The sequence below is a fragment of the Neobacillus vireti genome, assembly GCF_036962465.1.
GTDB classification, from domain to species: Bacteria; Bacillota; Bacilli; order Bacillales; family Cytobacillaceae; genus Neobacillus; species Neobacillus vireti_B.
Genome location: NZ_JBALNF010000065.1, coordinates 38,220 through 64,256, shown reverse-complemented (window position 1 = coordinate 64,256; position 26,037 = coordinate 38,220). Strand labels below are relative to the sequence as shown.

The following is a 26,037-nucleotide window of genomic DNA, read 5'->3' as shown; positions in this document are numbered from 1 at the left end:
AAATTTATTTATTTTTTAAATATAGATATTTATTTTTTAAATATTTTGATGTAAGATTGAATTACAAATAATGATGGAGGAAATTATGGCATATCCACTTATTTCAGATTGTCCTGTTTGTGGCAAACAATTAAAAATTACAAAGCTACAGTGTACTCATTGTCATACTACAATTGAAAATGAATTTGAACTCTCTAATTTTGCAACTCTTAGCAAAGAACAGCTTAGTTTTATTGAAACTTTTTTAAAGTGCCGTGGAAATATTAAAGAAGTTGAAAAAGAACTTGGGGTATCCTATCCCACCGTGCGTGGGAAATTAGATGACATTATCTCTTCTCTCGGATATTCCAACACTAAAAAGGTTGAAAAAATGGATCAAAAAAAGGTAATTTTAATGCTGGAGAAGGGCGAAATTACAGCCGAAGAAGCAATTGGGATATTAAATGGGGAGGAATCCTAAATGAGTGAAGAGATTTCAAGAGTATTAACAATGGTTGAAGAAGGAAAGTTGACCAAAGAGAAGGCTGCTGAATTAATCGAAGTACTGCAAGGAAATGGTAAACAGGTCGATTTAAATAAACGGTCCTCAACCTCCTACCTAAATAAAATGCTAAAAATCCGTGTTACTACTATAGATGGTGACAATGTAAATGTTAATCTTCCAATAAAACTCATAAAAGCTGTTTTAAAGGTAGGTACAAATATTGCTAAAATGATTCCCGAATCCGAAAAATATGTAAAGGATATCGACGTTGCACTTTTTATTGAAGCTATTGAAAATGAATTGGATGGGCAAATTGTAGATGTTACCTCCGCAAAAGGTGACAAAGTACTGGTTATTATTGAGTAATGATGAAGATAAAAATTAAAGTAAAAGCCAGACGATTTATTATTCCAGTCCCTTATGCTTTTTTAGCTCTATTCATTGGGATCCTCACTTCAAAACGAATCCTAGTACTTGTCAATCGTGCAATTGAAAAGAAGGCAAAGAAAAACTTTCAAATTCCTTATATAAACAGGCAAGATTTAAAACCTCTGCTTAGGGAAGTTTCAATGCAAAAAGGTCTACTGCTGGTTGAAACAAGCCTTAAAGACGGAACAGAGATTACGATTAGGCTATAGAGCAAAAGAGCAAAATTCCTCCGTTCTGGAATTTTGCTTTTCTCTATTTTAAAAATACGAAGATTCCCACATTGCCTTTGCTTCCTTTAATATTCACCTTTAATAACAAAATACGAACCCCGGATTGTTCCAGCTAGTTTAGACTTCTGCCTAGCAAACTTAAACTTCCCTTCTAACTCTTTTGGTACCTCCATCCCCTCAGAAAGCTTAAAACCAACGGCACGCTTCTTAGGGTCATCAACCGTATACAAAACATTTACCTCAAGCCCATCCTCATAAAAGACGTAGGCCCATTTGATATTTTCCACTTGAAACCATGACGTTTCTAATGGTTTGGCTGCAAACTCAATATCACGTTCTTCTTTCAAAATTCGGTTAACATAATCAAGGGTCTCCTTGCTTTCGCCAGCTGGTACAACCGTAAATTCATGCTTGTATTTGTTCATAAAGTAACGGGCTTCATGAGCACGTAAACCAGCAAGCGCTTCTGCTACCGGTGAAGACTCTAAACCCAGTGTAGACACATCTTTAAAATCAACGTTATAAGACATTTGCATTCTCCTTTTATCTTTATTTTCTAACAATAGGAATCCAGAATTCACCAAAAACTAAGCCGTTTCGTTGCCCCATCTCAACCATTGTATTCGGCCCGCCAACATAGGCAAAATTCTTTGCATCTGGCAAGACTTGACCAAAGGCAATACCAGTAAGCTTAATATTCAATTCTTCAGCTGACTTCTCTTCCCCTTTCACAACTAGGTATTCACCTTTAGGAAATTGGATTACCCTGGCATCTTCTGGTGCCGACGCCTCTGTCATGACTCCGGCATAATGCATCAACTTGTTATTAACTGCTTCGTTCACAACAAAAACGTAGTCATTTGTGGCTGTTGCTCTTAAAGTGTCAAGCGTTCCATTTTGCCTAACTGTCTGCCAAAAGTCTGACTTTTCCTTGTTTAAGCCGGCAAAGTCTGTGTAATGGCTCTTAAGCTCCGTTCCGATACCGATAACGGTAAAGCTGTCCTTTTCTTCTAGGGTATAATCTGCCATATTCAATACCTTCCTCTATTTAAAATTAATCAAATGATTTGTTTTCTTCACCTGATATGTATATGATAACCTTTAATCATGTCAAAAAATGATACTGTTTAGGAGTCCCGATGAAAAAAGTTGAACGGATTAATACCATCATGCGGTATATCAACAACCGCACTCACTTCACCATATCTGAAATCATGCGAGAATTCAACATCTCTCGTTCAACAGCTATTCGAGATATCAGAGAAATTGAGGCCATGGGGATGCCACTTGTTGCTGAAGTTGGTAGGGATGGGGGCTATTTTGTCATGCACAATTCTGTCCTGCCCGTTGTTCGATTTACCGATAATGAGGTCAAAGCTCTTTTTATTGCCTTTATGGCAACAAGAAATCAACAACTTCCTTATCTAAGGAGCCGTCAGTCTTTAGCTGAAAAATTACTAGGCCTCATCTCCGAAAGCCAGCAAGAAGAACTTGTTCTTTTAAATCAAATCTTGCTTTTTGAAGGGACCAACCCTCATAATCCCGACCTGCTTGATCTTACAGACCTCCCTGATCCGATGTTAGAGAAACTTATCCAGAACCTTCTTTTGGATCGCTATTTATGGTTAACCATCTATGATGATAAGGGAATAACGACTTTTCCTATCTATCTCTTGCACCTTTATCATGAAAAAGGTCTATGGCTGATTGAAGGCTTTGACCTAAAAGAAGAAAAGAAGCGGATTTTTCCTGTCGGCCTTCTCACCAATGTCAAACCCTGCCCGACAGAAAAAAGAGTAAGTAAGAAAAAGATGTTAGAAAAAGTAAGTCAGCAGGAAGAAGAAATTAATCTAGTCCTTGAGCTTGGTCCAAAAGCGATTGCCCAATTCAAGAAATACCATCCTTTGAAAGTATCGATTTCCTATACGAATCCTTATCAAACCACAGCCATTTTAAAGACTTTTATCAATGTAAGTAACCACGAGGAATTGACCGAATTAACCAATTGGCTGCTTTTCCTAGGTGGGGATATCAAGGTCAGGGAAGTGCCCGAAGAAGTATTAGAAGTTTTACAAGAAAGATTAAACCTATTCTGTCTATAAGCCGTGGCCAATTAAAGTCCAAACAATTGGTTGTGTTCATCTTCCTTCTATTATATATAGGCTAACTTTCACACTTTTAATTTCAATCAAAAAAAACGCTCCAATAGATAAATTTAATTACCTGGGCGTTTTCTTCTTCGTTATAGATTCTCATTAAAATTTTCTAATCCAAAATACGCTTCTATATATTAATACTTGCTTGCTACACTGCTTGCTTGATTGTAGCCAATTTCTTTTTTTCTCGCCAACGGTAAAACATTTTCATCAAAGGCATAATTAAAATAAAGATGAACAGTAGCCTGAACGTTTGGAACATTGAAACAAGCGAGACTTCTGCTTTAACTGCATCAGCTAATAATACCATTTGATCTAAGCCACCTGGGGCTGTGCTAAGAAAACTTGTAGCGAATGTTGTGTCCATTGCAAACGACATTAGGAAGCTTGAACCGAATGTTAGAGCGATCAGTGCGAATGCGCTGAAAATGCCGCCTACAAGTACACGTATTGGTAGCTTAATCATGTGTGGCTTGAGCATTAAGCCAATATGTGCGCCGATTAGCAGCTGAGCAATAGCCATGAAAAAGCCAGGTACTTGTGGCATTGTGATAGGTGTTGTGAGATGCAGCGTAATTAGCAAAATAATGGGTGTGATGAAAAATGCGACAGGCAAATGGATGCGCTGCATTAAATGGGAACATACCCATGCAAGTGCAATTAATAATACTAAATTAATCGTTAACTTCGCGTCAGTTGGCTGCTTACTTATTACTTGTCCAGCGACGATAAACGGTACGAAAACAACGACTAGTAATAGCCGAATGACTTGAAAATAAGAAATAACGCCAATTTCTTCAACTTTTTCTTCTTCAGCAAATACGACGATTTGACCTAAACCGCCTGGGATTGCACCTAGCACAGAAGCTTTCATTGGGACTTTTGCCCATTTACTCGTTAAGTAAGCAATGCCGATTGAGCCACCGATTAAAATAACGTTTAGTATTATCATATAAAATAAAATGGAGCCCATCATGCCGAATAAATCAATATTAAATTGTACACCTATTACGGTACCGACCATGACGACACCTAAATCACGCATTTGGCCAGACCATTTGAGCGGTCCTTTATAAACAAATTGGGCTAACATTATAACAACAATAGGGCCGAGCATCCATGGAATAGGGATGTGCAGCAGGCTAAAGATATAACCGCCAATTAAAGATAAAACCAATACCTTTAATATTGCCTTCAAACAGGAACACCCCTTTCTATAGTAATTTTAACTACATCTATTACTTAAGAAACCACCAGCGTTCATTTTCATGAATACTGGTGGTTTAATTATTATGATTTCGCTAATTCTTTTACTTGTGCTTCACGGTCTACGTCATCGCGGCGACGATCACCCCAGTATGCCGAACCATTTTTCAAATATTCTTCATATGTCCATTTCACTGGCTCCCAGTCTGGCTCGAAGATTAAGTAGCCGTTTGTAAAGATTTCAAGTCGTAAGCCGCTTCCCGGGTCTTTTACGTAAATGTACATTGCTTGAGAAATACCATGTTTACCAGGACCAACGAATTGTACATCTGCTTCGCATAATATGTCAGCAGCACGAAGCAAGTCTTGTGCATTGTCTAACCAGTATGCGATATGGTGCATCTCGTTTGGCTCTTTCGAACGTGCTGTGGACATGATTGCTACGTCATGTACTAGGTTTGTTACAGATAACCAACTTGCTACCTGTACATCGTCTGGATTTACGAAGTATTCGCGCAGTTTGAAGCCTAATGCTTCTTTTAAAAATTTTACAATCTCAGCGTTGTCGTGAGAAGTTTGTAAGTTTACATGATCGATCCGTCGTGGTGACACACCCTTCGCCCAAGATTTATACGTTTGGTTTTTAAGTACTGATTTACGCGATTCCTCAGCAGGTGTTTTTTCCATATCGTAGTAAAGCTCGAAGCGGTGACCACTTGGTAATTCGAAGCGGATGGCTTCACCTTGCGCTACTTCTTCCCCTGCCTTTATCCAACATACTTCTGTACCAGCATCTTCTAATAATTTTGCAAAAGTTACAATGTCCTCACGGCGTTTTGTACGCCAGCCGATGTGATCGATGTAAGAAGTTTCACCGGCTCTAATGGAGAATGTATGATGTTCGAAGTCACCCCAAGCCCGTAAGTAGTGCACACCCTCTACCACTTCTGTTTCTTCTAAGCCGATGGTGTCGCGGAAGAAACACAAAGATTTTTCAAGATCTGCTGACACTAAAGCTACGTGTCCTAATTTTGCAATTTCCGGTGCGTAAAGAAATTTTTCCATTTATATTCACCTCATATTTAGTTGCTTTTATACAAGTTCACTTTTTATAGGTCACATCTTCAAAACCTACTATTACCCTTGAATGTTTGTATTAACGCCAAATAAATGTCTACCGTAACCTAAAATGCCGTCTTCATATAAAGAAGTAATGTGCGTTGCTATTGCCATTAAGTCACGAGTAAATAACTCTACTGGGTGACCTTTTAATAATGCGTGTCCACCCAAAGTGAGAAGTGATTTTACACCGATTTGTGTACACTTGTCGATAATCTTGGCACGGATTGCTTTATATTTTGCCCCTTCATATGGGCCACCTTTATCTGTTTCCATCATTGCGATATATTCTTTTAATAAACTTTTAGCAGAAACCATTTCAAGCTTTAACTCCGAAAGCACGCGTTGACTCGTAGGAGAATCTTTTTCGTTTATCCCAGAGAAGCGTACGCGACCTGCAGTATGCTTTTCGAATTCGTCAAGGACACGTTCAGCACCACCAACAGCCATCGCTGCAAATCCTACATAAAAGCCAGGGTAAAACGGTGTGTTGTAGTATAAGTAGTCTTGGTCGAACTCTTCATACGGTGGTTGGCTCTTTTCGATAATTTTGTTAAAGCGTAAAATGGCATCCGGCTTAACGAAAACTTTATCGACGATTAATGTATTACTACCTGATCCACGAAGACCAAGCGAATCCCAGGTTTTCACAACTTCTAATTCAGAAACTTTTAATAAAATGCCCACACGCTCAGGTACGTCGTTGTCTTCAAATTTCATCATTGCACCAACACCAACCCAGTCACAGTAGTTGATACCGCTTACAAAGTTGTACTTACCTGAAATGATATAACCGTTCTCAACTGGTTCCACTTTGCCAATTGGTGCAAATACGTCGGCTACGAAGCCGCCTTGGTTAATGACTTCATCACGAATGTGTCTTGGATAGTAGCATACCCAAGAGTTGTGAACTGAGAAGAAGTATGTTAACCACGAAGCGGATAAATTGTGGTAACCAACTGTACATACCATATCAACGAACGTGCGCCAATCAAGTTGTGGATAGCCAAACTCCTTCGGTAAAATTAAACGATGAATTCCCTCCTCGCGGATAATATCCGCAAGGCGTGGGGAAATGGTCGAGTTTAAATCAGCTTGGATTGCTTCTGATTCTGCAGCTTCGCCGATACGTTTTGCTTTTTGGATAATTTCTTCATAAGTCGCTTTATTTTCAACTACAGTTACCATTTGATCATTCCTTTCAAAAATAGTTTATTTTGCTGTAACGGCTTGATCTTTTTCCACTGCTAAAAAATCGATGACAAGTTTGTTCACAATTTCTGGTTGGTCAGTTTGTGCTTGGTGACCGCAGTTTTCTATATATTTAAATTTAATGTTCGGTAATAATTTCTCAAGCTTATTACCAATCTCAACTGGTGCAACAGAATCTTGGTTACCCCATATGAACAAGCCAGGAATTTTTAATTTTGGGAAAGCATCTTTAATGCAGTAACGATCCCAAAGCTTTGGTTCTTCATTCATTCTTGCTAAGTAAGCATCGAACGCTTGATTTGATTCTTTTACACCTGGGCGAGTTGCTGCATGATGACGTAGTTGAATTAGTTCTTCAGGAATGACTGTGTCTTCACTTGAATTGCGATACATAAATTTACGTAACGATTCTTCTGTATAGTCGTAACCAATCACTTCTAAGAATGAACGCAGCTTTCTTTCGGGTACTTCTTGCATCGCTTGATAAATGGTATTACTGCCGATGTACACAACCTTATTCACTTTTTCAGGATGGTCAATTGCATATTTAGCTGCAACGTATGCACCTTGTGAATTGCCGACAAGTGATACTTCATCTAGGCATAATGCCTCAACAAAATCATGTACATGATCTACTAAGCTTTGATGACCATTAACTGGCCATGCGTGAGGACGTGCATCTGTGAAGCCCATTGATAGTTGGTCTACAGCGTATGCGCGAAAACCAGCTTTTGCTAGTGCAGGTAGCATAAAACGCCAACCAGCTGCGCCGCAAGCTCCAGGCCCTGCACCATGTAATAAAATTACAGCTGGTCCTTCTGTTCCTGCCCAGGAATAATGTGTACGTACCCCATTTGCTAATACGTAACTATTATGAAATCCTTCAAAAATTGTCATCGTTTTTCCCCCTCTTTGGCTGTTATTTTATGTTTTTTAGTATAAAGGTTAAAAATTAAAAACATCATAGTGATTTTTATTGAATGAATAGTAAAAATCTTTAAAATTTATTGAAAGATTAATTTTGTTTTTGTAATATGGGAAGTAGAAAATCAATGGGGGTGTGATTTTAATGAGTGAAATTGCATTTGATTCTAGTGAAACACAAAATATTTTAATGTCGGCAAATGCCTTCCACACATTAAAAAACAATTTATTTAACAACATTGGCTCTCATAAAACGAAAGGCTTTTTATTCCGATTTGGTAGAGAGTTTGGGATGGAATCAGCAAAAAATATGCTCCAAAATAAAAACTCCATGAATCAAGTCGGTAAAAGACATTCGCGCTTAGGCCACGTTAAAGATGTTATTTTCATGGGGGAAATTGTGCGCCATCCGGACGGCACGATTGAATGTATCGATACTTGGGGACAATGGGTAGAATCTTTCGAAGCAGCATTGCACCTTAAAAATTACGGTTTAGCCAATGAATGTGTTTGTCATATGTTATGCGGCTTTGCGAGTGGTGCATTGACATATGAGTTTGGTGAATCCATTATAGCCGTTGAGTACAAGTGCGCCGCAAAAGGTGATCCATGCTGCGAGTTTAAAGTGCGTTTGGAGCGCGATTGGCTCAATGAGAAAGAGGATCTTATTCACCTTTATCAAAACGACAACATTCTATCCGAGCTTGAAATGACATATGATGCCCTTTTGCATCATAAGCAAATGCTCGAAAAAATTTCGGTGTTTCAGGGTCAACTCACGCAAAAAGTAACAGATAAACATTCGATGGATGAAATTGTGCAGGCGGCGTATGAGTTGTTGAACACCCCGATTTTGATTGAGGATAATCATGGAACTCCGTTAAGTCAAATTGGTTTAACGGAAGAACAGCAAATTGTAATAAAAAAAGATAATGCGAAATTATCACATTTTGTAGATAAGCACAACGTTTCACATTACAAAGGCGATAATTATTGGAAATTGACGTCACCTGTTCTTATTAATAAAAAAAGTTATGCCACTTGTTCGTTTATTTACTTTGATGAAAAGGATATGGATGAAAACGACCACTTATTTTTGGAGCGTATTTCGACGGTAGCGGCGTTATGTATTTTATATGAGGAGGCCCAGTTTGAAGAACAACAACGTATGCGCAGTTCGTTATTAGAGCGCTTAATTCATAGTCGAAATATTAAAGATATTGAATCTTATTATAAATTTTTACCCTTTAAATTTCAGCCGCCGTTTTCTACAGGTATTATAAGTGTGAAAAAGAAAAAGAAAAATCACGAAATAATTGACATTCATGACCAGCTGACAGAGCTGTCTAAGTTAGCAAGGGAGTGGGATTTACCTTGTATTTTTGCAGTACTCGGGGGAGAAATTGCTCTACTAAACTCGCTAAATAGCGATAAGCAAGGCTGGCAAATGAAAATCACGAAAATCTTTCAAAAGATGGAGAAGCAAAATAGCAATTATAAATATTCAATCGGGCTTAGCGGAACATTTAGCAACTTTAAAGATTTCGAACGTTCTCTACAAGAGGCACGTGTCGCACAGCGCTTTCCAAACCAAAAGTTACTCACAGATTACGAAGATTTAGGAATGCTTGGCGATATCGTAAAGAACATGAGTATTGAGCAGCTGCATGAAATGGCGAAAAAGACGTTAAAAGACTTATACAATTTCAATGATCCACGTAAAAAGGAATTATTGCACACACTTTACGTCTATTTATTAAATAGCCAGCGCTTAAAAGAAACGATGGATGAGTTGGCGTTATCAATCGGCGGCATCCAATATCGCATAAAGCAAATTGAGGAACAGCTGCAAATTTCACTGAAAAACGCATCAACAGCAGCGTATACTTTATTAGTTATTCAGGCGCTAATATTGTCGGATAGCTTAAACTTTGAAGAATTTGCACGATAATAAACTATTTTTAACTGAAATACTTAAATGTTTTATTAATTGTTTGAAGAATACGCTAAAATGAAAACGATTTCTCGGTAAAAACAAAAAAGACTGTGGACAAACTCCCTTTCCTGAGTTTGTCTACAGTCGGTTACATATTTTTTATGAGATAACCCATGTTGAATTTTATTGCTCTACAACAACGTCTAAGTTTATTTGATCTGCTTCAGCAGCACGACTTGCATGTTCTTTTTCCGTTGCTGTAATTTTTAATTTACGTGTAGCTAATATCACTATTGCGGTTACAACATATAAACTAACGATAATTAACACCCCTGAGTTGAAGCCAGAGCGAACGTCATTACCCGCAAGTGTTATTAAGTAACCCGTAATCCATGGACCAATTATACCAGCCATACTTGAAACAGATAATGAAATACCTGTTACACTACCTACAAAGTTTTTTGGAATGACGATCGATGTCATCGCAGCATTTAACGGCAGTAAGCTTGTGTTCATAACTAAGCCTACCCCTAAGAAAATACATGCTAAAACTGGTGAAGATACAATTGTTGTCATTGCGTAAGAGGCAGTCCCAACAAGTAATACGGTAACTAATACACGATCATATGATTTAATAAGACTGTTATTTTTCTTGAATAAGACGTCTGTAAATTTTCCTGCACATATGGCGAATACGGTACCTGTAATACCCATTCCAGCGAATATTAAGCTCATACTTTGCGGCTTTAGACCAACGATTTTTGTTAAGTAAGTTGGAGCCCATGTAAGAACCCAAGTGGTAATCCACATTGATACGAAACCTACAACAAAAATTGATAATACATAAGGATTCATTAATACTTTTAAAATATGCTTAAACGGTACTTCATTGCTGGAAGCTAAAGATTTTACGTCTTCGACCAGTGGTCGCTTTGGCTCATCTCTCATAAAGAAGAAGAAGAGTGCCCATATAAAGCTTGCTACCCCCAACATTGCGAAAGCATGTTGCCAACCTAAGTTTGTAATCCCCATAACGATAAGTGGTGCAGCTAAATAGGTACCAACCGTTGTACCAGAAGTCATAATGGCTGTTGCGACACCACGTTGTGCACTAGTAAACCATCTTGCAAGGTGTACCAGGCAATAACCGAGAGTACTTCCTTCGAAGAAACCCAAGACAACACGCAGTAAAATTAAGTGTGTTAACGTTTCAACAAAATAAGCGCTTGCTAATGAAATGGTCCATCCGGTAGCAATCATCATTAATAAATATTTTGAGTTGAAGCGATACGTTAATGTACCTAAAATAATACTTCCGACTGCGTATGCAGCGAAGAAGCTGCTTCCCACTAAACCAAACTGATCGTAAGATAAATTTAGTTCAGACATGATGGGTTCTGCGGCTAATCCTAAAACTGATTTATCCGTATAATTTAAAACAGATAGCAAGAATAGAAATCCTAATACAACCCAACGCATGTAAAATCCCCCTTATATTCCCGTACTTTCCCACCCATATCATTCGAAGTCCAATCTTTCAAATTTTAAAAGTAATTTTACGCCCCATTTTTAACTAAGTTGATTGTTAGCGTTTTCAATAAATAGTTTGGATAATATTTCACCCCTTCCTTTTTCATGAAATGATTAAATTCACTATCATTTTTACTTTCTTAGAAAAAATAATAGTTTCTGATGGGAGAATTCTGAGTACGAATCTTCCATGAAAAGAATTCTATTTGAAAAAAAAGGGATTGACAAGATAAAAAATATTGATAAGGATTTTGGCTTGAAAAAAGTGAAAAAAAAATTCCAGTTTCAAAAAGTGAGATTTTTACATTTTTATATATTGATAAATCTGAGTTTTGTTTAAAATTTACCACAAAAAATTCAAATTAAATTTAAAGTAGATTTTATTGATTTTATCTGAATTTCAATAAAAATTATAATGATATTTTGAAATAGACTCATTTATGATTAGTTTATTCGAGAAAGAATGGAGGAATTTAGGATGGATGATCGTTTATTTAGGGATGCCATGGGGAAGTTTGCTACAGGAGTGACAGTTCTTTTAACTGAAAACGAAGGAGAAACACACGGAATGACAGCAAACGGTTTCATGTCAGTATCATTGGATCCGAAGCTTGTCGTAATTTCTATTGGACATAAAGCCAAATTTCTAGAGAAAGTTTCACAATCTAAAAAATATACAGTAAATATTTTAGCAAAAGATCAAGAGCATTATTCACGTCATTTCGCTGGAAGACCTTGTGAAGCAATAGAATTTGAAACGTTAGCTGAGCACCCGGTATTAAAAGGGGCTATCACTCAAATCGTATGTGAAGTCGTATCGGAACATGTAGAAGGTGATCATACCTTATTCGTTGGTAAAGTAGTAGATTTACGTATTGCCGATAAAGATCCGTTATTATTCTTCGGTGGTAAATATCGTCAATTGACTGAGGTAGAAACAGTTAAGTTATAAAAGGAGAATTGTCTATGAATATACAACTAATGGCTAAAGCATTGCTTAAAGCAGAATCTACCAAACAGCCGATTGCCCCCTTAACTGAAACCTATGAAAATATTACAGTAGCTGATGCATATGCAGTGCAATTAGAGCAAATTCGTCAAAAGGTTGACACAGGGGCAGCAGTAAAAGGACTAAAAATTGGATTAACCAGTAAGGCAATGCAAGAAATGTTGAATGTATATACACCAGACTATGGCTTTATTTTAGATACGATGGTATATGACGAGTCAGATGGTTTAGTTGCTGAGTCCTTTATTCAACCAAAGGTTGAGTTTGAAATCGCCTTTGTTTTCAAGAAAGAATTAAAAGGGCCAGAAGCAACGGTGCAAGATGTAATTGATGCAACGGCTTATGTTGTGCCAGCAATAGAAATAATCGATAGCCGTATCGCGAATTGGAAAATAAAATTCGAGGATACAGTAGCAGACAATGGTTCCTCAGCAGGTGCTATTTTAGGTGAAAAGCGTACACTACTTAAAGATATTGAAGACATCACAAATATTCCAATGATTGTGAAGAAAAATGGTGAATTTTTAGACGAAGCAACGAGCTCGGCCGTGTTAGGTAACCCACTCAATGCGGTTGTTTGGTTAGCAAATGAAGTAAGTGCCTATGGTATATCTATCGAGCCAGGCATGTTTGTTTTATCAGGAGCACTTTCAAAAGCTCTTACCTTTGAAACAGGCGATGAATTCGAAGTTGACTTCGGTATACTTGGGAAAGTCCACGCTAACATATCGAAAGAAGTAGTGAAGTAGCACAATCTAAGTAAAATAAAGGAAAAAGGAGAGATCCGCAATGAAGGTAATCTATGTGAATGCTAATAACCTACAAGAGATTAGACAATCATCTCCTAACGCAGCAATGGCGCTTGGTTATTTTGATGGCGTGCATTTAGGACATCAAAAAGTAATTCAAATAGCAAAAGAAAAAGCAAAGGCAGTAAATTTATCACTAGCGGTTCTCTCTTTTTTCCCACATCCAAAAAGTGTGTTATTTTCAGATAGAGAAATCTTCTATCTAGAGCCACTAGAACAAAAGGTTGAAAAATTAGAAAGGCTTGAGGTGGATATTTTTTATATCGTAGAATTTACAAAGGAATTAGCTAAAGTAGAAGCGACCAATTTTTTAGATGATTATATTATTGGTTTAAATGCTAAGGAAATTATTTGCGGTTTCGACTACACATATGGAGCAAAAGCAAGTGGTACTGTTAAAACATTGGAAGCTTATGCGGCTGCACAACAAGTAGGCTTAACTGTTGTCGATGAGCAAAAGTGGAATAATCAGAAAATTAGTTCAACTTTGATTCGGAAACACTTATCAGAACGAAAGCTAAGTGAATTACCCCATTTATTGGGGGGCTTTTATAAAACTAAATATTGCCAAAAAAATGGTATACTACCGAATTATTCGTTACCGAATTTAGGTAGTTATAAAGTATTGATTGAAGATCAACAATCTTTTATTGAGTGTATTGCGACTGTAAAGTCTAAAAAATATATTCAGATTCATCATGAAATGTCTACACTACCCAATTTATTAACGATACAATGGGTTGACCGATTCGAACCAATACAAAGCTAATTAACTTTCTAGCTGTTCAGGTTGAACTACGGTATCATTTAATAATCTGCATAGTGGGCATTTTTTTTCGCTAAACTTCAAAAAACGCCATCAATATGAAATTTAGATGGCGTTTTTTGCAATTGAGAGCAAATTAATGGCTTTTATTAAAGGAATTTATCGCTAGATAGAAAATCATCCTTGCATTACACTCTTTCACACGCAATTGGCGGTGATTCTAACCATCCCTTTTCAATTAAGAGATTCGTACCATCGTTAACAAATAAGCCAATGTTCATAAGGGTTCTTGCATATAACATGTCTATATCCCTTCGCGCCGTTACCGCCATAGAATTTCCAAATGCCCTAATCTTCATTGCAAACATGTCCACTTTATGAAACAGCATGATTCTATCGGAAAAAGGTGGGTAGGTATTCGTTGTAACCAGATGGTCTAGGTACGACGGTGCTTGCATATGTTCATGGTGAAGTTTCTCCATATACTGTTTGACGGCTCTGTCTGTCATCTCTAGACCTCTCTTAAACAAGGTCTTAATCTTCTCATCTTGAACGATTTGATAAAATCCCAATAATAATGCCTTACTTGTTGTGTTATTTTCAATATTATCATAAAGATGAATGATTTCTAAAGCCTGTAAATGTCGGACATCTCCCATAAATCCATTTAAGAAACTTTGTTTTTGAATTTTGGTAATTCCTTCTGGTGTTGGAATAATCGGAGGTTTTGCAATTAATTTTTTATCCATTAAAACATTATTAATTTGCCCTAAAAGAACGGTAGTACATTGATTACAATAAACAAAAAACTCCCTTATATCTTCTCTCATCATTAATGGGACTGCGACTGCGTAAAGGCTAATACCTGCTTTTGCAGCATATTTTAAATAGTGAGCGTAAAATTCATCTGCATACAAGCGAGGGGCACCCAAGTTTACGTCATTTTTCGTAAATCCAGTCGGCATAGGGAAATGATCTTTATTAAAAAATACTTCAATCCTCTCTATGAAATCTTTCGATAAGGCTAAACCATTTTCCAACAGCGCCTTAATCGCTTCATCATCACAGTGTTGCAGAAAATAACTTAAGATTTGACTGGACATACTGTTTCCCATATAAGTAGCCCAAAGTTTTCCCATTTCAAAGGTCGTTAAAGGCTGGGACTCATTTAAATCTTTGGGGCTAATATTTAGTGGTTTTATAACGTTCATTGGATTTAAATCTTTTTCAGTGGTCATATTCATCCCCCTTTGTATCTTCAGGATAAGACATTTAGACTCCATCCTTAAAAATAGATTCAACTCATCTTAAATACTTGGGTACCCTGCTTAGGTCCAGCAATTTAGACCTCGTTATCTAAATAAATTTCATGTTATGTAATGTTATAAGGTTAATCTCTCCAAACGTACCAACTATATGACAATCAAAAAAAATTTAACAAAACAAACTTAAAATTAGGTACTGATCTTCATCAATGGAGAAAATATAAAAAAGAAACCACTCGCCCATAAGAAACGTGGAGGAATGGTTTCCTTTTTGTTTTAATACTTATCTTTTCCACCAAGTTGAAATAGGAATGGAGAACTCCCCATCTAATGGAACTGTTTCTCCAATTTTAGGAGTGATCATTTTAACTCCTGATTTTTCAGACGCTTTTAATCCTCGTTCAATAGGGTCTGTCCAACCATGATAAGCAAGGGTAAAGGCTCCCCAGTGAATTAACATCATATTCTTTCCATTGACATCTAAATGAGCCTGAACAGATTGTTCAGGTGTCATATGAACCCAAGACCAACGTCGGTCATATTGTCCGCCTTCCATTAAAGTAAGATCAAATGGTCCGTATTTCTTTCCAATTTCCTTAAAATGTGTATCATAACCACCGTCTCCACTTGTATAAAACCGTGTCTTTTTTCCAAGAATGACCCAACCGCCCCAAAGGGTGGAATTTCTATTTAACGGTCCTCTGCCAGAAAAGTGTTTGGAAGGAGTGAATGCTACAGTTAAGCCTTGAAACTCTGTTTCATCCCACCAATTTAGTTCGGTTATTTTTTCTTTTTTAACCCCCCAATCAAGCAAGTGTGCACCTACACCAAGAGGAACGAAGAAATGATTGACCTTGTTCTTTAATTTTTTTATGGATGGATAATCTAAGTGGTCGTAATGATCATGCGTAATAAAAACAGCATCAATCGGCGGCATTTCATCAATAAGATGCAATAAATCTTCACTATAACGCTTGCTTCCTACGAAAGAAACTGGTGAAGCAACCGGACCTAGCATCGGATCAACAAGGATCTTTTTATGATCGAGACTAAGTAAAAAAGCAGAATGACCAAACCATGTTAAACTATCTTCCTCACTACTGACTTTGTTCCAATCAATCTCGGTAACAGAAATTTGACCTTCAGGATTACGGTCTTTAACTCCTGAAATATTTTCCTTAAGCATGGAGTAATAATCGGCTGCACTCATAGTCAAACTTGTTGTTTCTGAATTGATAAATTTACCGTTAACATAATTGTCTAATTGACTAAATTGCACTTTTTGTTCTTTGCTTGGATTGTCTCCGAAAGCTGGATGTAGGTTAATAAACAATAAGATGAAAACTAGTAATACAACTAAGAAAAGTAATAAATAACCCATCACCTTTTTCATCCCCCCTTCCCTCCTATTTTACATGAAAACATTGGAGACAAAACTGATAGAGACTTCTAATCTAAACATAATTCCCGCAGCATTAAAGGGTATCAAGATCAATCGGTCTTTGCAAAGTTAGTATCCCTTCTTTTAGACTGAAAAAAAAGCCCTGTATAACAGGGGCATTCTTATCCAAAATAATTATTTTATATTGTTATATTCCTCATCTGTTACTGGTTCCAACCACTCCGGTTTACCTGCAGTGATGGCAATGTGTTCAAACCAGCTGTCTTTTGCAGCACCATGCCAGTGTTTTACACCATCATGGGTGACAATAACATCACCAGCTTGTAAGAATTGAGCTGGTTTTCCTTCTTCTTGGTACCAGCCTTCGCCGCCAGTTACTAATAAAATTTGATATCCATCACGATGGATATGCCAGTTATTTCGACAACCTGGTTCAAAGGTCACATTCCCCACTCCAACATTCACTTTAGGATCAGCAACTAATCCTTTAAGATAACTTTGGCCCACAAAAAATTGTGCAAATGCTTCATTTTTCTCACCTACGGGGAAAATAACACCATTTTTTACTTCTTCATGTTTTGCCATTTTCTATTCCTCCATTAAATTTATTTTTATTAACCAACTTGAACAGTTGTGCAAAAATCACTTTATTTATAGCTAATCTATTTGAATACTTGTACCTGCTTATTTTAATTTACCCCCAAATACCGGGAAGAAGCTATGCTCACCATAATTCTCAATATGTTCTATGTTCTTCAACGTCTCCATATCTTCATCGCTGATAGCAAAATCAAGCTCTGCATTGTTTCTCATGTGATCCGGATTTGCCGTCTTAGGAATGACTACAAGACCAAGTTGGATAGCATAACGCAGGCAAGCTTGAGCGACAGAAACTCCATACTTATCAGCTATTATCTTAACCTCTGCATGATCGAGAACTGCACCGTGTGCAATGGGTGAATATGCCTCTACCAGGATGTCATTCATTTGGCAGAAATTAATCAGTTCAAAAGGAGTATTGCTCACATGTGCCAATATCTGATTTACCATAGGCTTGATCTCACAGCTTGCAAGGATATTCTCTATATCATCCTGAAGGAAGTTAGAAAGACCGATTGCCTTTACCTTTCCTTTCCTATAAGCATCCTCCATTGCTTTCCACACTTCTTTGTTTTCCTCGAAGTAACGATTCTCCTCACGGAACTCCACCCAAGGCTGCGGGCTGTGGATAATCAGAAGGTCAATATAATCCAATCCCATCTTGGTTAAAGACTCATCAATGGACTGCTCAACTGCATTATAGGTCTTTGCTTCTGCTGCTACCTTTGTGGTAATGAAAAGTTCTTCTCTTGCGACATCGCAGGAACGGATTCCTTTGCCTACACCAGCTTCATTTTGATAAGCCTGAGCAGTATCAATATGGCGATATCCAATCGTTACCGCATCCCGCACTGCATGTGCTGTCTGTTCATCGTTAAGCAGCCAGGTACCCAGACCTAATTTTGGAATTTCTAGACCATTTGATAATTTGAAAGTTTCATTAAACATACTTTTGTCTCCTTTACACGGTTATATTTAAGCATCACATTTCTCATTAGGAATTTCTTCAAATGAAGCTTGATTTCCCAGCGTTTTACTTAATCCTTAAACGTTCACCTTAATTTTCACGTATAATTTCATTAATGCAGGCTAATGCATTTAGTGTTCTCGGAAAGCCCATATATGGTAGGCAGTGAGTGATGGCGGTGATCAACGTTTCCTTATCATTGCCTACCTTTTGGTTACCAAGCACATGTGACTTTACTTGGCTTTCACAACCGCCCAACGTACTGATAATACAGAGTGTCAACAACTCCCGAGTTTTCAGATCAAGCCCTCCGCGGGTGTAAAAGTCTCCAAAGCAAAAAGAGGAAAGATAATCCTGCATATGTTTTTGATTGTCCGGGGCAGCCTCACGCATTTTTGCAATGATATCACCAAAAATCTTTATCTGTACGGATAGTCCTTTGTCAAAGCGATTAACTTCATCTACCTCCTTTTGGCTTTCAATTGGTAAAGCGATATTCTTTGCTTGGAAAACCTCATTGACTTCATTAATAGCGTTCAATGTTTTGGGAAATCCAATGTATGGGGCACATTGGTAAACGGCCTCTTTGATTTCTACAGGCGTCAGCCCAACGTTCAGTGCGGCAACTACATGTGCCTTGAGCTGAGGCAGCGTCTGGTTAGTAGTAAGTACAACCAAAGTGATAAGTTCACGTTGTTTATCATCCAGGTTACCCTGATAAAAAACTTCTCCAAAAATGAAGCGGCTAAGGATGTCCTGAAAATCAGGATCGGTAGCGTATGCAGCTGGTACTCCATTTCCAAATAACTGTTTGTATTTTTCCTTACACTTTTCAACACGATCCATAAATAAACCTCCTGTTTGAAATTCTTTCTTTTACTATTCCAAAGGTTATGCTATACATTGTGCTTTAAAAATTAATATTGATTGATTAATCAACATCTGTTTATAATTATAGAAAAGCCGTTCATACTTTCAATGGTTAAAATATCGTAATTCGTTGATTACTCAACAATTCAAGTACAATTGTTGAGTATCTTTAGAAAGATTGGTGAAATAAAATGCCTAAATTAGATAGAAGAATAGCCAAAAGCCAAATAGCTATAAAAAATGCTGTCATTGAACTGATGTCTGAAAAAAGTTTTGATAACATTACCATTCAAGATATTGCTGACAGAGCAGATGTAAATCGAGGAACCATTTATCTTCATTACAATGATAAATACGACCTCCTGGACAAGATGATTGAAGAACACATGGACAATCTACGTAAACTATGCCAATCGGCGTCTGAGATGACTTTTGAAGAAGGAAATTATGTCTGGTATGAATACTTTGAACGTCATTATTTATTTTTTTCAACTATGTTGGCGAGTAAAGGGGCACCCTCTTTCCGCAGTCGTTTTCTGGATTTAGTTGTTGAAGAGACTAAAACGGAAGTAGATACAACAGTAGGAACAAATCAAGGATTAAGTGAAGATGTTATTCTGCAATTTCTTGGTTCAGCGGTCGTTGGCGCAGTGGAATGGTGGTTCAAGAATGGAATGCCTTTGCCAGCTCGTGTTATGGCCGAACAAACGGGAGCATTGTTGGATAGAAATTTAGAATAATAGAACAATGTTTTTAAAGAAAAAATAACCTGAGTCTCCAATCCTATTGGACTCAGGTTATTTGATTATTACAGTCTATTTGACACCTTGAATTGGCATTTCAAAATGGGAATGAATGGTTTCTTCAACTTTCTTTAAATGTATTGTAAGCTGTTGATGACCTTCTCACCAAGATTACATAGGAGATAACAGCCAGGATACTTGTCATAAAAATGGTGATTCCGAATGGAATGGCAGAGTAATTAGTAACACTTTTCGCTTGTTAGCTGATTGCCTTACATAGAAAAGTGAACTCTACTTTGAAGGGATTATTACTTCATATTCTTGGTAAAGAATACTTCCAACTTGTCGAATGGAATCAAATCCGTCTTGTCATACAAACAACGTGTCCAGCATTTGGAACGATGTACAGCTCTTTTGGCTCTTCCGCTAATTCGTCAGCATCTTCACTAAAGTATTGTGAGTGAGCGTGCTCTCCCATGATGAACACAATTTTACCTTGGGGTATTGGAATCATGGTTATACGATGGAATGCCACATCCACCTGGTGTTATGGCTGAACAAGTGGGAGATTTGTTAGACAGGCTCTTATAGTAATGCCAGAAGGAAGTTAACCTATAAAATAGGCTGGGTATTGGTATACCTAGCCTCATCTTACACATAGAGATACTTGATTCATTACCAATCGATTCGTTTTCCATCTAGGAAGAATCCCCCATTAGGTCCATCGGATCCCAAAGTTGCTAACCAAAGGATTGACACTGCTGCTTGTTCAGGGGTTCTTGGAGCAGATCGTCCTCCCATATCTGAGCTCACCCATCCCGGATCAACCGCATTTATTTTAATATCACCTTTGGTTTCTGCCGCTGCCAATCGTGTCAAACCATTTAGGGCGAGTTTAGACAACTTATAAGCGCCTGCACCTTGATAGGACATTTCACTCATCGCCCCATATTCTGACGAAATATTAATTATTCTCCCATACCCATGTTTTTCCATAAGGGGAATAAACGAACGGAGACAATAGTAAGCGCCGAAGAAGTTTGTTTCCATCGTTCTCTCCAAAATAGAAGGCTCCATAGCCATTAACTTTTTATTCTCATCCAAATAAATACCGGCATTATTAATCAATACGTCTAATCTTCCATATAGCTCATTTACTGTAACCGCAGCTTGACGGATGCTTTCTTGATCGTTTACATCCATCGCCACAAACGAAACATCAAGATTGGAATCCTTCAGTTTTTGAACTGCTATATGACCCATTTCCGGATCCCGGCAGGTCAAAATAACCTTAAACCCTTTCAAAGACAATTGTTTGACCAACTCGTATCCGATTCCTCTATTCCCGCCGGTGACAAGTGCAACGTTTAAATCCTTTGACATTATTTACCCTCCATCTTTCGGCTATTAAAATACTAAATGAGGCACTCCGTGTAGAGTGCCCCTTATTATGTTGCTAGGAATACTTGTTATTCATTATCCATCGTGTTAATGTCAATCACAAATCGATAGCGAACATCTGAAGCTAGGACGCGCTCCCAGGCTTCATCAATCTGATTGGCGGAAATAACCTCGATCTCTGGGGCAATGTGGTGTTCAGCACAGAAGTCCAGCATTTCCTGTGTTTCGCGAATGCCGCCAATTGACGATCCAGCAAACGACCTGCGGTGACCAATAAGTGAGAATACATTAACGTCGAGCGGTTCCGCTGGCGCACCAACGTTAACCATGGTACCATCCAGCGCCAGTAACGAAAGGTAGGCACTAATATCGATCTTAGCGCTTACTGTATTGACGATAAGGTCAAACGAACCAGCCAGTTTCTTAAACGTCTCTGGATCACTCGTAGCAAAATAATGATCCGCACCAAGCTGCAAACCGTCATCTTTCTTCTTCAATGTTTGTGATAGAACAGTAACCTCCGCCCCCATAGCATGAGCAAGTTTCACCGCCATGTGTCCAAGCCCGCCAAGTCCAACAATCGCTACCTTTTTGCCAGGTGCAGCGCCCCAATGGCGCAGTGGCGAGTATGTTGTGATACCGGCACACAAGAGTGGCGCGGCGACGTCAAGCTCAAGGCTGTCCGGGATTCGAACGACGAAGCCTTCCTTAACGACGATATGAGAAGAATAACCGCCCTGTGTGTATTGCCCATACTTGTCAATCGATCCATAAGTGCTCGTCATTCCATTAAGGCAATACTGCTCCTCTCCGTTATGGCAGTGAACGCATTCTCCACAGGAGTCAACCATACAGCCTACTCCAACTCGGTCACCAACGGTAAACTTTGAGACTTCCGATCCTACCTGGCTGACAATTCCAGCGATCTCATGACCTGGAACGAAAGGATAGTTTACCGGACCCCACTCACCGCGAGTTGCATGAATGTCAGAGTGACAAATACCCGCATACTTAATCTCAATGAGGATATCATCCGGCTGTAGGTCCCTGCGTTCAATCGAAGCAGGTTTAAACGAACCTTCTGGATTGAATACCGCACGTGCTTTAGCGTTAATCATATAAACCTCCTTCATTACTAAAGTTATTGTTTCTCAAAATCTTGTTGGTTAGGATTATCGGACAATTTCAGTCCGTATACTATATCAATTAGATAGTATGTATGAGCCCTCTACACAAGATTAATCAACATCTGTTTATTATTATAAATAGAACCAAGATGCTTTCAATGGTTAAAAAAACGCAATTCGTTGTTTATTCAACATATCTATATAAATTGTTGATTATTTATGAAAAGGATGTTCAATAAGTTAGACTTTTTGAACATCCTCCAATTTGCAAAATTAGACATACTTACATTGTGCTAATGTCAATCACGAATCGATACTTCACATCTGAAGCTAATACTCGTTCGTATGCTTCGTCAATTTGATCCGCTGAAATAATTTCAATCTTAGGAACAATGTTATGTTCCGCACAGAAATTCAACATCTCCTGAGTCTCACGGATTCCTCCAATCATTGAACCCGCAAATGAACGACGATGTCCGATAAGAGAGAACACATTTAGTGACAGTGGCTCTGCCGGCGCACCCACATTAACCAATGCACCATCCAGTGCCAGCAACGAAAGATAGGCACTAATATCAATCTTAGCGCTTACTGTATTAATAATAAGGTCGAACGTACCCGCCAGTTCCTTAAATGTATCTGGATCGCTGGTTGCATAGTAATGGTCTGCTCCTAATTGCAATCCATCTTCCTTTTTCTTCAATGTTTGTGACAGAACCGTAACCTCGGCGCCCATCGCATGTGCGATTTGCACAGCCATATGACCAAGTCCGCCCATCCCAACAACCGCTACTTTCTTACCTGGTCCAGCTCCCCAATGATTTAATGGAGAATAGGTCGTAATACCAGCACAAAGTAATGGTGCTGCAGCATCAAGCTCAATACTATCAGGAATCCTCACCGCGAAGTCTTCCGTTACCACAATGTGAGTTGAATAGCCGCCTTGGGTTGGCTCACCGTATTTGTCCACGCCAGCGTATGTAGGAATATTTCCATTTAGACAGTATTGTTCTTCTCCTTTACGGCAATTCTCACATTCACCACAGGAGTCAACCATACAGCCGACACCTGCCCTGTCGCCAACCTTGTATTTTGTAACCTCTGCACCTACAGCAGTGACAATTCCCGCAATCTCGTGTCCAGGTACGAGAGGATAGTTCACTGGACCCCATTCGCCATGAGCAGTATGAATGTCAGAATGGCATATACCTGCATATTTAATTTCAATCAGAACATCATGCAAATCAAGGTCTCTTCTCTTAATTTCAGCAGCTCGAAACGGTTTGTCTGGACCGTCTACAGCTCGTGCTTTAGCAGTTATCATACTAAAAAACCTCCAATAATTTATAGTTTTCAAGAGAATGGCTTGAACCAGTTATAAATGAAGAACTCAGGTTAAAAATCTCTTTATCCCCTACTATTCTTTATTTTTCCTCTTGCAAAACCATGTTAGTCCTTATAGTTAACTCTAGGTCAAGAGATTTGTTTCGTTTAATTTGAGGTTCCTTTGTCCATAAAAATTTAAATTCTCCTTCAATTTCCTAGTGGGCATTTTTTGTTTATAAATTAATGCCACTCCCAATAAGGTGACTTTGACTTATAGAAAATACCGTGTTAAAATTCCCTCAATCATAGAGTTAACTCGAAATCTATCTAATTAAGAATTGGAGACAAATAATGAAGACATATTCTATTAGCGAAGTTGCAAAAGAATTAAATCTAACAGTTTATACCTTACGTTACTACGACAAAGAGGGTCTAATTCCCTTTGTAGAACGGACAACCAGCGGAACACGAGTATTTAAAGAATCCGATATCGATGCTCTAAAAGTAATTGAATGCCTGAAAGCTACCGGGATGCCTATTAAGGAAATTAAAACATTCATTGATTGGTGTTCTGAAGGAGATGCCACTCTACAACAACGGTATGACATGTTTTTAGCCCGCAAAGCCCATGTTGAAGCACAGATGGAAGAACTAAAAAAAGCGATGGAGGTCATTGAACATAAGTGCTTCTATTACAAGACTGCATTAGAAGCCGAAACGGAAGAAATTCATAAAAATATGAAAATAGGAATTTCTATATCTAATTAACAGAAAGCCGGGAGAAGAAAATGCATGCATTATTAATAGGAGCAACGGGAGCCACAGGCAAAGATTTGCTGGATTTATTATTAAAAGACGATTCCTTTCATCAGGTAGATATTTTTGTCAGGCGTGAACTGGATATCCAACATAAAAAATTAAAGATACATGTTATTGACTTTGATAAACCAGAACAATGGAAGAATTTAGTTAAGGGTGATGTTTTGTTTTCGTGTTTGGGAACTACCCTTAAAGCAGCAGGAAGTAAAGAAGCCCAATGGAAAGTTGACTACGATTATCAATTCCAATTCGCTAAATTTGCTAGAAAAAACAATGTGAATCATTGTGTTTTGGTATCTTCCGGTTTTTCTTCGCCTAATTCTCCCTTCTTTTATACAAAAATGAAAGGGCAGTTAGAAGAAGCTGTAAAGGGTTTAGGGTTTCCAACGTTATCTATCTTTAACCCGCCTGTATTAATACGAAAAAATAGTGATCGAACCATGGAAGTTGCTGGATTGAAAGCCATACAGTTTTTTAATAAAATAGGAATTCTTCGCTCACAAAAACCTTTGCCGACAGTAATATTGGCTCAAGCCATGATCAATTCCGCAAAAGCAAAAGAAAACCGCGTAATTATACTTAAAGGCCAAGCAATTTGGAAATGTGCCGCAGCAAATGTTGAATGAATATTCGATTGATCATTTATTTTTAGAAATTTTATGTCACCAGCCCCAAAAAAAGGGCTGGTTTTTTGACAAAGAAGGGGGAAAAGTTTTCGTTTATATTTTGAAGAAATGATAGAGTGCTCCATATAGGTTAGCATCATTTCTAAATTTGCATATAACCACTTCTGGAATTGCCGTATGAACTGGATTCTTCTTTTTCAATTCATTTATGGCCCATTCAATTCGTTCCATCAAAATCGGTTGTGCACTAATGCCCCCGCCGATGGCAATGATTTCTGGGTCGAGAATGTATTGCAAATTAAGAATCAGGGTGCCTAATTGGATACAGTATTCATCGAAGATCGCATTAGCTTCTTTATCATAACCCTTAATGAACTCAAAAACAGCCTCTCCGTTTGCTGGCTCGTTTAGTTGCTTTACATCTGCAATACGGGCGACCATTTGAACGGCGGAGCATTCAGACCCGACAAATTTCCCCTCTCTTGATTGGGCATTTACTTCGTTCATGACATAACTCACTTCTCCCGCTGAAAGATGGAAGCCTCTATGAAGTTTGCCACCTATAATAATTCCTCCCCCAACACCGCTTCCCAACACTAGAACAACAGAATCTTTCGCCTCTTTCACACTGCCTAGCCATAATTCGGCTAATGCCGCACATTTTGCATCATTCTCGATGGTTACATCTATTTCATAACGTTCCTTAATAATTTTCACTAAAGGAACCTCATGTAAAAATGGAAGAAGTCCCCCATGATAGATCGTTCCTTTTTTTACATCTATGGTCCCTGGACAACTGAAGGCAATCCCTTTCAATTCTTTTAAATCATGCTCTTCAATAATGGAAAAAATCACTTCTTTAAATTTGGATAAATTAGTTGTTGGTGTACGCTTTTTCCTCTTTTCGATGATGTCCCCCGCTTGATTCATTAGGGCATATTTAATAAATGTCCCACCAATATCGATGACTAAATACATACCTTTTTCTCCTTACCTGATTTAAATCACGAACACAAGATTATTTACATTATCTTAACTATTAATTCTTTCGTAATTTCTTATAATTAGGCTGTGTTAATCT

The 26,037-nt window shown here is 38.0% G+C and carries 28 protein-coding genes; 11 read left to right on the top strand and 17 right to left on the bottom strand.

Translation table 11 applies throughout. The features are described 5' to 3' along the window. The first annotated feature begins 85 nt into the window (after nt 1-85). Genes V7077_RS23560 through V7077_RS23550 form a run of 3 tightly spaced genes read left to right on the top strand, consistent with a single transcriptional unit; the run spans nt 86 to nt 1,122 of the window. Nucleotides 86-460, top strand: coding sequence for a DUF2089 domain-containing protein (locus V7077_RS23560; protein WP_335506476.1), 375 nt, complete (start codon nt 86-88; stop codon nt 458-460). Continuing rightward, the gene (locus V7077_RS23555) at nt 461-850 is read left to right on the top strand and encodes an SHOCT-like domain-containing protein (protein ID WP_335506474.1); all 390 of its coding nucleotides are present in this window, start codon (nt 461-463) and stop codon (nt 848-850) included. Then, nucleotides 850-1,122: a hypothetical protein gene (locus tag V7077_RS23550; protein WP_335506472.1), complete on the top strand. Its 273-nt coding sequence runs from the start codon at nt 850-852 to the stop codon at nt 1,120-1,122. The genes V7077_RS23555 and V7077_RS23550 overlap by 1 nt, the downstream gene beginning before the upstream one ends. A gap of 86 nt (nt 1,123-1,208) precedes the next feature. On the opposite strand, the gene V7077_RS23545 is transcribed toward V7077_RS23550, so the two are convergent. Next, nucleotides 1,209-1,673: a phage tail protein gene (locus V7077_RS23545; RefSeq protein WP_335506470.1), complete on the bottom strand. Its 465-nt coding sequence runs from the start codon at nt 1,671-1,673 to the stop codon at nt 1,209-1,211. Nucleotides 1,674-1,692: 19 nt separating this feature from the next. Continuing rightward, complete coding sequence (locus V7077_RS23540) at nt 1,693-2,172, bottom strand: GyrI-like domain-containing protein (protein WP_335506468.1); 480 nt, start codon at nt 2,170-2,172, stop codon at nt 1,693-1,695. Between the two features lie 110 nt (nt 2,173-2,282). On the opposite strand from V7077_RS23540, the gene V7077_RS23535 reads away from it, so the two are divergent. Next, entirely contained in the window at nt 2,283-3,245 is a 963-nt protein-coding gene (locus V7077_RS23535; RefSeq protein WP_335506466.1) for a helix-turn-helix transcriptional regulator, read from the top strand. 202 nt (nt 3,246-3,447) lie between these two features. Here V7077_RS23535 and V7077_RS23530 read toward each other — a convergent pair whose 3' ends face one another. The 4 genes from V7077_RS23530 to V7077_RS23515 all read right to left on the bottom strand — a co-directional run bounded on the left by V7077_RS23530 (nt 3,448) and on the right by V7077_RS23515 (nt 7,733). Next, entirely contained in the window at nt 3,448-4,497 is a 1,050-nt protein-coding gene (locus V7077_RS23530; RefSeq protein ID WP_335506463.1) for an AbrB family transcriptional regulator, read from the bottom strand. Between the two features lie 92 nt (nt 4,498-4,589). Continuing rightward, nucleotides 4,590-5,570 (bottom strand): VOC family protein, encoded by a 981-nt coding sequence (locus V7077_RS23525; RefSeq protein WP_335506461.1) that lies wholly within the window; start codon nt 5,568-5,570, stop codon nt 4,590-4,592. Between the two features lie 72 nt (nt 5,571-5,642). Next, on the bottom strand, nt 5,643-6,812 hold the full coding sequence (locus V7077_RS23520) for an acyl-CoA dehydrogenase family protein (RefSeq protein ID WP_335506459.1): 1,170 nt from the start codon (nt 6,810-6,812) through the stop codon (nt 5,643-5,645). Nucleotides 6,813-6,836: 24 nt separating this feature from the next. Next, entirely contained in the window at nt 6,837-7,733 is an 897-nt protein-coding gene (locus tag V7077_RS23515) for an alpha/beta fold hydrolase (protein ID WP_335506457.1), read from the bottom strand. Between the two features lie 172 nt (nt 7,734-7,905). Here V7077_RS23515 and V7077_RS23510 point away from each other — a divergent pair, with 172 nt between their 5' ends. Next, on the top strand, nt 7,906-9,711 hold the full coding sequence (locus tag V7077_RS23510) for a V4R domain-containing protein (protein WP_335506455.1): 1,806 nt from the start codon (nt 7,906-7,908) through the stop codon (nt 9,709-9,711). A gap of 168 nt (nt 9,712-9,879) precedes the next feature. Here V7077_RS23510 and V7077_RS23505 read toward each other — a convergent pair whose 3' ends face one another. Further along, nucleotides 9,880-11,175, bottom strand: coding sequence for an MFS transporter (locus V7077_RS23505; RefSeq protein WP_335506453.1), 1,296 nt, complete (start codon nt 11,173-11,175; stop codon nt 9,880-9,882). Between the two features lie 529 nt (nt 11,176-11,704). On the opposite strand from V7077_RS23505, the gene V7077_RS23500 reads away from it, so the two are divergent. Genes V7077_RS23500 through V7077_RS23490 form a run of 3 tightly spaced genes read left to right on the top strand, consistent with a single transcriptional unit; the run spans nt 11,705 to nt 13,813 of the window. Next, nucleotides 11,705-12,178 carry a flavin reductase family protein gene (locus V7077_RS23500; RefSeq protein WP_335506451.1) on the top strand — a complete coding sequence of 158 codons (474 nt, stop codon included), beginning with the start codon at nt 11,705-11,707 and terminating at the stop codon, nt 12,176-12,178. 14 nt (nt 12,179-12,192) lie between these two features. Next, nucleotides 12,193-12,984 carry a 2-keto-4-pentenoate hydratase gene (locus V7077_RS23495; protein WP_335506449.1) on the top strand — a complete coding sequence of 264 codons (792 nt, stop codon included), beginning with the start codon at nt 12,193-12,195 and terminating at the stop codon, nt 12,982-12,984. A gap of 40 nt (nt 12,985-13,024) precedes the next feature. Then, nucleotides 13,025-13,813, top strand: coding sequence for an FAD synthetase family protein (locus V7077_RS23490; RefSeq protein WP_335506447.1), 789 nt, complete (start codon nt 13,025-13,027; stop codon nt 13,811-13,813). 185 nt (nt 13,814-13,998) lie between these two features. Here V7077_RS23490 and V7077_RS23485 read toward each other — a convergent pair whose 3' ends face one another. The 5 genes from V7077_RS23485 to V7077_RS23465 all read right to left on the bottom strand — a co-directional run bounded on the left by V7077_RS23485 (nt 13,999) and on the right by V7077_RS23465 (nt 18,890). Next, nucleotides 13,999-15,048 (bottom strand): DUF3231 family protein, encoded by a 1,050-nt coding sequence (locus V7077_RS23485; RefSeq protein ID WP_335506445.1) that lies wholly within the window; start codon nt 15,046-15,048, stop codon nt 13,999-14,001. Nucleotides 15,049-15,358: 310 nt separating this feature from the next. Further along, nucleotides 15,359-16,456: an MBL fold metallo-hydrolase gene (locus V7077_RS23480; RefSeq protein WP_335506505.1), complete on the bottom strand. Its 1,098-nt coding sequence runs from the start codon at nt 16,454-16,456 to the stop codon at nt 15,359-15,361. A gap of 195 nt (nt 16,457-16,651) precedes the next feature. Then, nucleotides 16,652-17,062, bottom strand: a complete 411-nt coding sequence (locus V7077_RS23475) for a cupin domain-containing protein (protein WP_335506444.1) — start codon at nt 17,060-17,062, stop codon at nt 16,652-16,654. 99 nt (nt 17,063-17,161) lie between these two features. Beyond that, nucleotides 17,162-18,025, bottom strand: a complete 864-nt coding sequence (locus tag V7077_RS23470) for an aldo/keto reductase (protein ID WP_335506442.1) — start codon at nt 18,023-18,025, stop codon at nt 17,162-17,164. A 109-nt stretch (nt 18,026-18,134) separates the two neighbouring features. After that, entirely contained in the window at nt 18,135-18,890 is a 756-nt protein-coding gene (locus V7077_RS23465; protein ID WP_335506440.1) for a carboxymuconolactone decarboxylase family protein, read from the bottom strand. Between the two features lie 215 nt (nt 18,891-19,105). On the opposite strand from V7077_RS23465, the gene V7077_RS23460 reads away from it, so the two are divergent. After that, the gene (locus V7077_RS23460; RefSeq protein ID WP_335506438.1) at nt 19,106-19,654 is read left to right on the top strand and encodes a TetR/AcrR family transcriptional regulator; all 549 of its coding nucleotides are present in this window, start codon (nt 19,106-19,108) and stop codon (nt 19,652-19,654) included. Nucleotides 19,655-20,012: 358 nt separating this feature from the next. On the opposite strand, the gene V7077_RS23455 is transcribed toward V7077_RS23460, so the two are convergent. From V7077_RS23455 to V7077_RS23440, 4 genes are all read right to left on the bottom strand, one after another. Continuing rightward, complete coding sequence (locus tag V7077_RS23455; RefSeq protein WP_335506436.1) at nt 20,013-20,192, bottom strand: hypothetical protein; 180 nt, start codon at nt 20,190-20,192, stop codon at nt 20,013-20,015. A 140-nt stretch (nt 20,193-20,332) separates the two neighbouring features. Further along, the gene (locus V7077_RS23450; protein WP_335506434.1) at nt 20,333-21,040 is read right to left on the bottom strand and encodes an SDR family oxidoreductase; all 708 of its coding nucleotides are present in this window, start codon (nt 21,038-21,040) and stop codon (nt 20,333-20,335) included. Nucleotides 21,041-21,126: 86 nt separating this feature from the next. Further along, nucleotides 21,127-22,176 (bottom strand): NAD(P)-dependent alcohol dehydrogenase, encoded by a 1,050-nt coding sequence (locus V7077_RS23445; RefSeq protein ID WP_335506433.1) that lies wholly within the window; start codon nt 22,174-22,176, stop codon nt 21,127-21,129. A 292-nt stretch (nt 22,177-22,468) separates the two neighbouring features. Beyond that, nucleotides 22,469-23,509: an NAD(P)-dependent alcohol dehydrogenase gene (locus tag V7077_RS23440; protein ID WP_335506431.1), complete on the bottom strand. Its 1,041-nt coding sequence runs from the start codon at nt 23,507-23,509 to the stop codon at nt 22,469-22,471. A gap of 353 nt (nt 23,510-23,862) precedes the next feature. On the opposite strand from V7077_RS23440, the gene V7077_RS23435 reads away from it, so the two are divergent. After that, nucleotides 23,863-24,279 carry a MerR family transcriptional regulator gene (locus V7077_RS23435; protein WP_335506429.1) on the top strand — a complete coding sequence of 139 codons (417 nt, stop codon included), beginning with the start codon at nt 23,863-23,865 and terminating at the stop codon, nt 24,277-24,279. Nucleotides 24,280-24,299: 20 nt separating this feature from the next. Further along, a complete protein-coding gene (locus V7077_RS23430; protein ID WP_335506427.1) occupies nt 24,300-24,956 on the top strand; it encodes an NAD(P)H-binding protein in 657 nt (218 codons plus the stop codon). 93 nt (nt 24,957-25,049) lie between these two features. Here V7077_RS23430 and V7077_RS23425 read toward each other — a convergent pair whose 3' ends face one another. Continuing rightward, nucleotides 25,050-25,934, bottom strand: coding sequence for an ROK family protein (locus tag V7077_RS23425; RefSeq protein WP_335506426.1), 885 nt, complete (start codon nt 25,932-25,934; stop codon nt 25,050-25,052). Between the last annotated feature and the right edge of the window lie 103 nt (nt 25,935-26,037).

Excerpts from the sequence above, each read along its gene's own strand:
- V7077_RS23505 (WP_335506453.1), bottom strand. The coding sequence starts at position 11,175 with ATGCGTTGGGTTGTATTAGGATTTCTATTCTTGCTATCTGTTTTAAAT.
- V7077_RS23540 (WP_335506468.1), bottom strand. The coding sequence starts at position 2,172 with ATGGCAGATTATACCCTAGAAGAAAAGGACAGCTTTACCGTTATCGGT.
- V7077_RS23475 (WP_335506444.1), bottom strand. The coding sequence starts at position 17,062 with ATGGCAAAACATGAAGAAGTAAAAAATGGTGTTATTTTCCCCGTAGGT.
- V7077_RS23425 (WP_335506426.1), bottom strand. The coding sequence starts at position 25,934 with ATGTATTTAGTCATCGATATTGGTGGGACATTTATTAAATATGCCCTA.
- V7077_RS23525 (WP_335506461.1), bottom strand. The coding sequence starts at position 5,570 with ATGGAAAAATTTCTTTACGCACCGGAAATTGCAAAATTAGGACACGTA.
- V7077_RS23465 (WP_335506440.1), bottom strand. The coding sequence starts at position 18,890 with ATGGATCGTGTTGAAAAGTGTAAGGAAAAATACAAACAGTTATTTGGA.
- V7077_RS23485 (WP_335506445.1), bottom strand. The coding sequence starts at position 15,048 with ATGACCACTGAAAAAGATTTAAATCCAATGAACGTTATAAAACCACTA.
- V7077_RS23445 (WP_335506433.1), bottom strand. The coding sequence starts at position 22,176 with ATGATTAACGCTAAAGCACGTGCGGTATTCAATCCAGAAGGTTCGTTT.
- V7077_RS23480 (WP_335506505.1), bottom strand. The coding sequence starts at position 16,456 with ATGGGTTATTTATTACTTTTCTTAGTTGTATTACTAGTTTTCATCTTA.
- V7077_RS23510 (WP_335506455.1), top strand. The coding sequence starts at position 7,906 with ATGAGTGAAATTGCATTTGATTCTAGTGAAACACAAAATATTTTAATG.
- V7077_RS23500 (WP_335506451.1), top strand. The coding sequence starts at position 11,705 with ATGGATGATCGTTTATTTAGGGATGCCATGGGGAAGTTTGCTACAGGA.
- V7077_RS23435 (WP_335506429.1), top strand. The coding sequence starts at position 23,863 with ATGAAGACATATTCTATTAGCGAAGTTGCAAAAGAATTAAATCTAACA.
- V7077_RS23545 (WP_335506470.1), bottom strand. The coding sequence starts at position 1,673 with ATGTCTTATAACGTTGATTTTAAAGATGTGTCTACACTGGGTTTAGAG.
- V7077_RS23495 (WP_335506449.1), top strand. The coding sequence starts at position 12,193 with ATGAATATACAACTAATGGCTAAAGCATTGCTTAAAGCAGAATCTACC.
- V7077_RS23490 (WP_335506447.1), top strand. The coding sequence starts at position 13,025 with ATGAAGGTAATCTATGTGAATGCTAATAACCTACAAGAGATTAGACAA.
- V7077_RS23550 (WP_335506472.1), top strand. The coding sequence starts at position 850 with ATGATGAAGATAAAAATTAAAGTAAAAGCCAGACGATTTATTATTCCA.
- V7077_RS23470 (WP_335506442.1), bottom strand. The coding sequence starts at position 18,025 with ATGTTTAATGAAACTTTCAAATTATCAAATGGTCTAGAAATTCCAAAA.
- V7077_RS23460 (WP_335506438.1), top strand. The coding sequence starts at position 19,106 with ATGCCTAAATTAGATAGAAGAATAGCCAAAAGCCAAATAGCTATAAAA.
- V7077_RS23440 (WP_335506431.1), bottom strand. The coding sequence starts at position 23,509 with ATGATAACTGCTAAAGCACGAGCTGTAGACGGTCCAGACAAACCGTTT.
- V7077_RS23535 (WP_335506466.1), top strand. The coding sequence starts at position 2,283 with ATGAAAAAAGTTGAACGGATTAATACCATCATGCGGTATATCAACAAC.
- V7077_RS23430 (WP_335506427.1), top strand. The coding sequence starts at position 24,300 with ATGCATGCATTATTAATAGGAGCAACGGGAGCCACAGGCAAAGATTTG.
- V7077_RS23560 (WP_335506476.1), top strand. The coding sequence starts at position 86 with ATGGCATATCCACTTATTTCAGATTGTCCTGTTTGTGGCAAACAATTA.
- V7077_RS23515 (WP_335506457.1), bottom strand. The coding sequence starts at position 7,733 with ATGACAATTTTTGAAGGATTTCATAATAGTTACGTATTAGCAAATGGG.
- V7077_RS23450 (WP_335506434.1), bottom strand. The coding sequence starts at position 21,040 with ATGTCAAAGGATTTAAACGTTGCACTTGTCACCGGCGGGAATAGAGGA.
- V7077_RS23520 (WP_335506459.1), bottom strand. The coding sequence starts at position 6,812 with ATGGTAACTGTAGTTGAAAATAAAGCGACTTATGAAGAAATTATCCAA.
- V7077_RS23555 (WP_335506474.1), top strand. The coding sequence starts at position 461 with ATGAGTGAAGAGATTTCAAGAGTATTAACAATGGTTGAAGAAGGAAAG.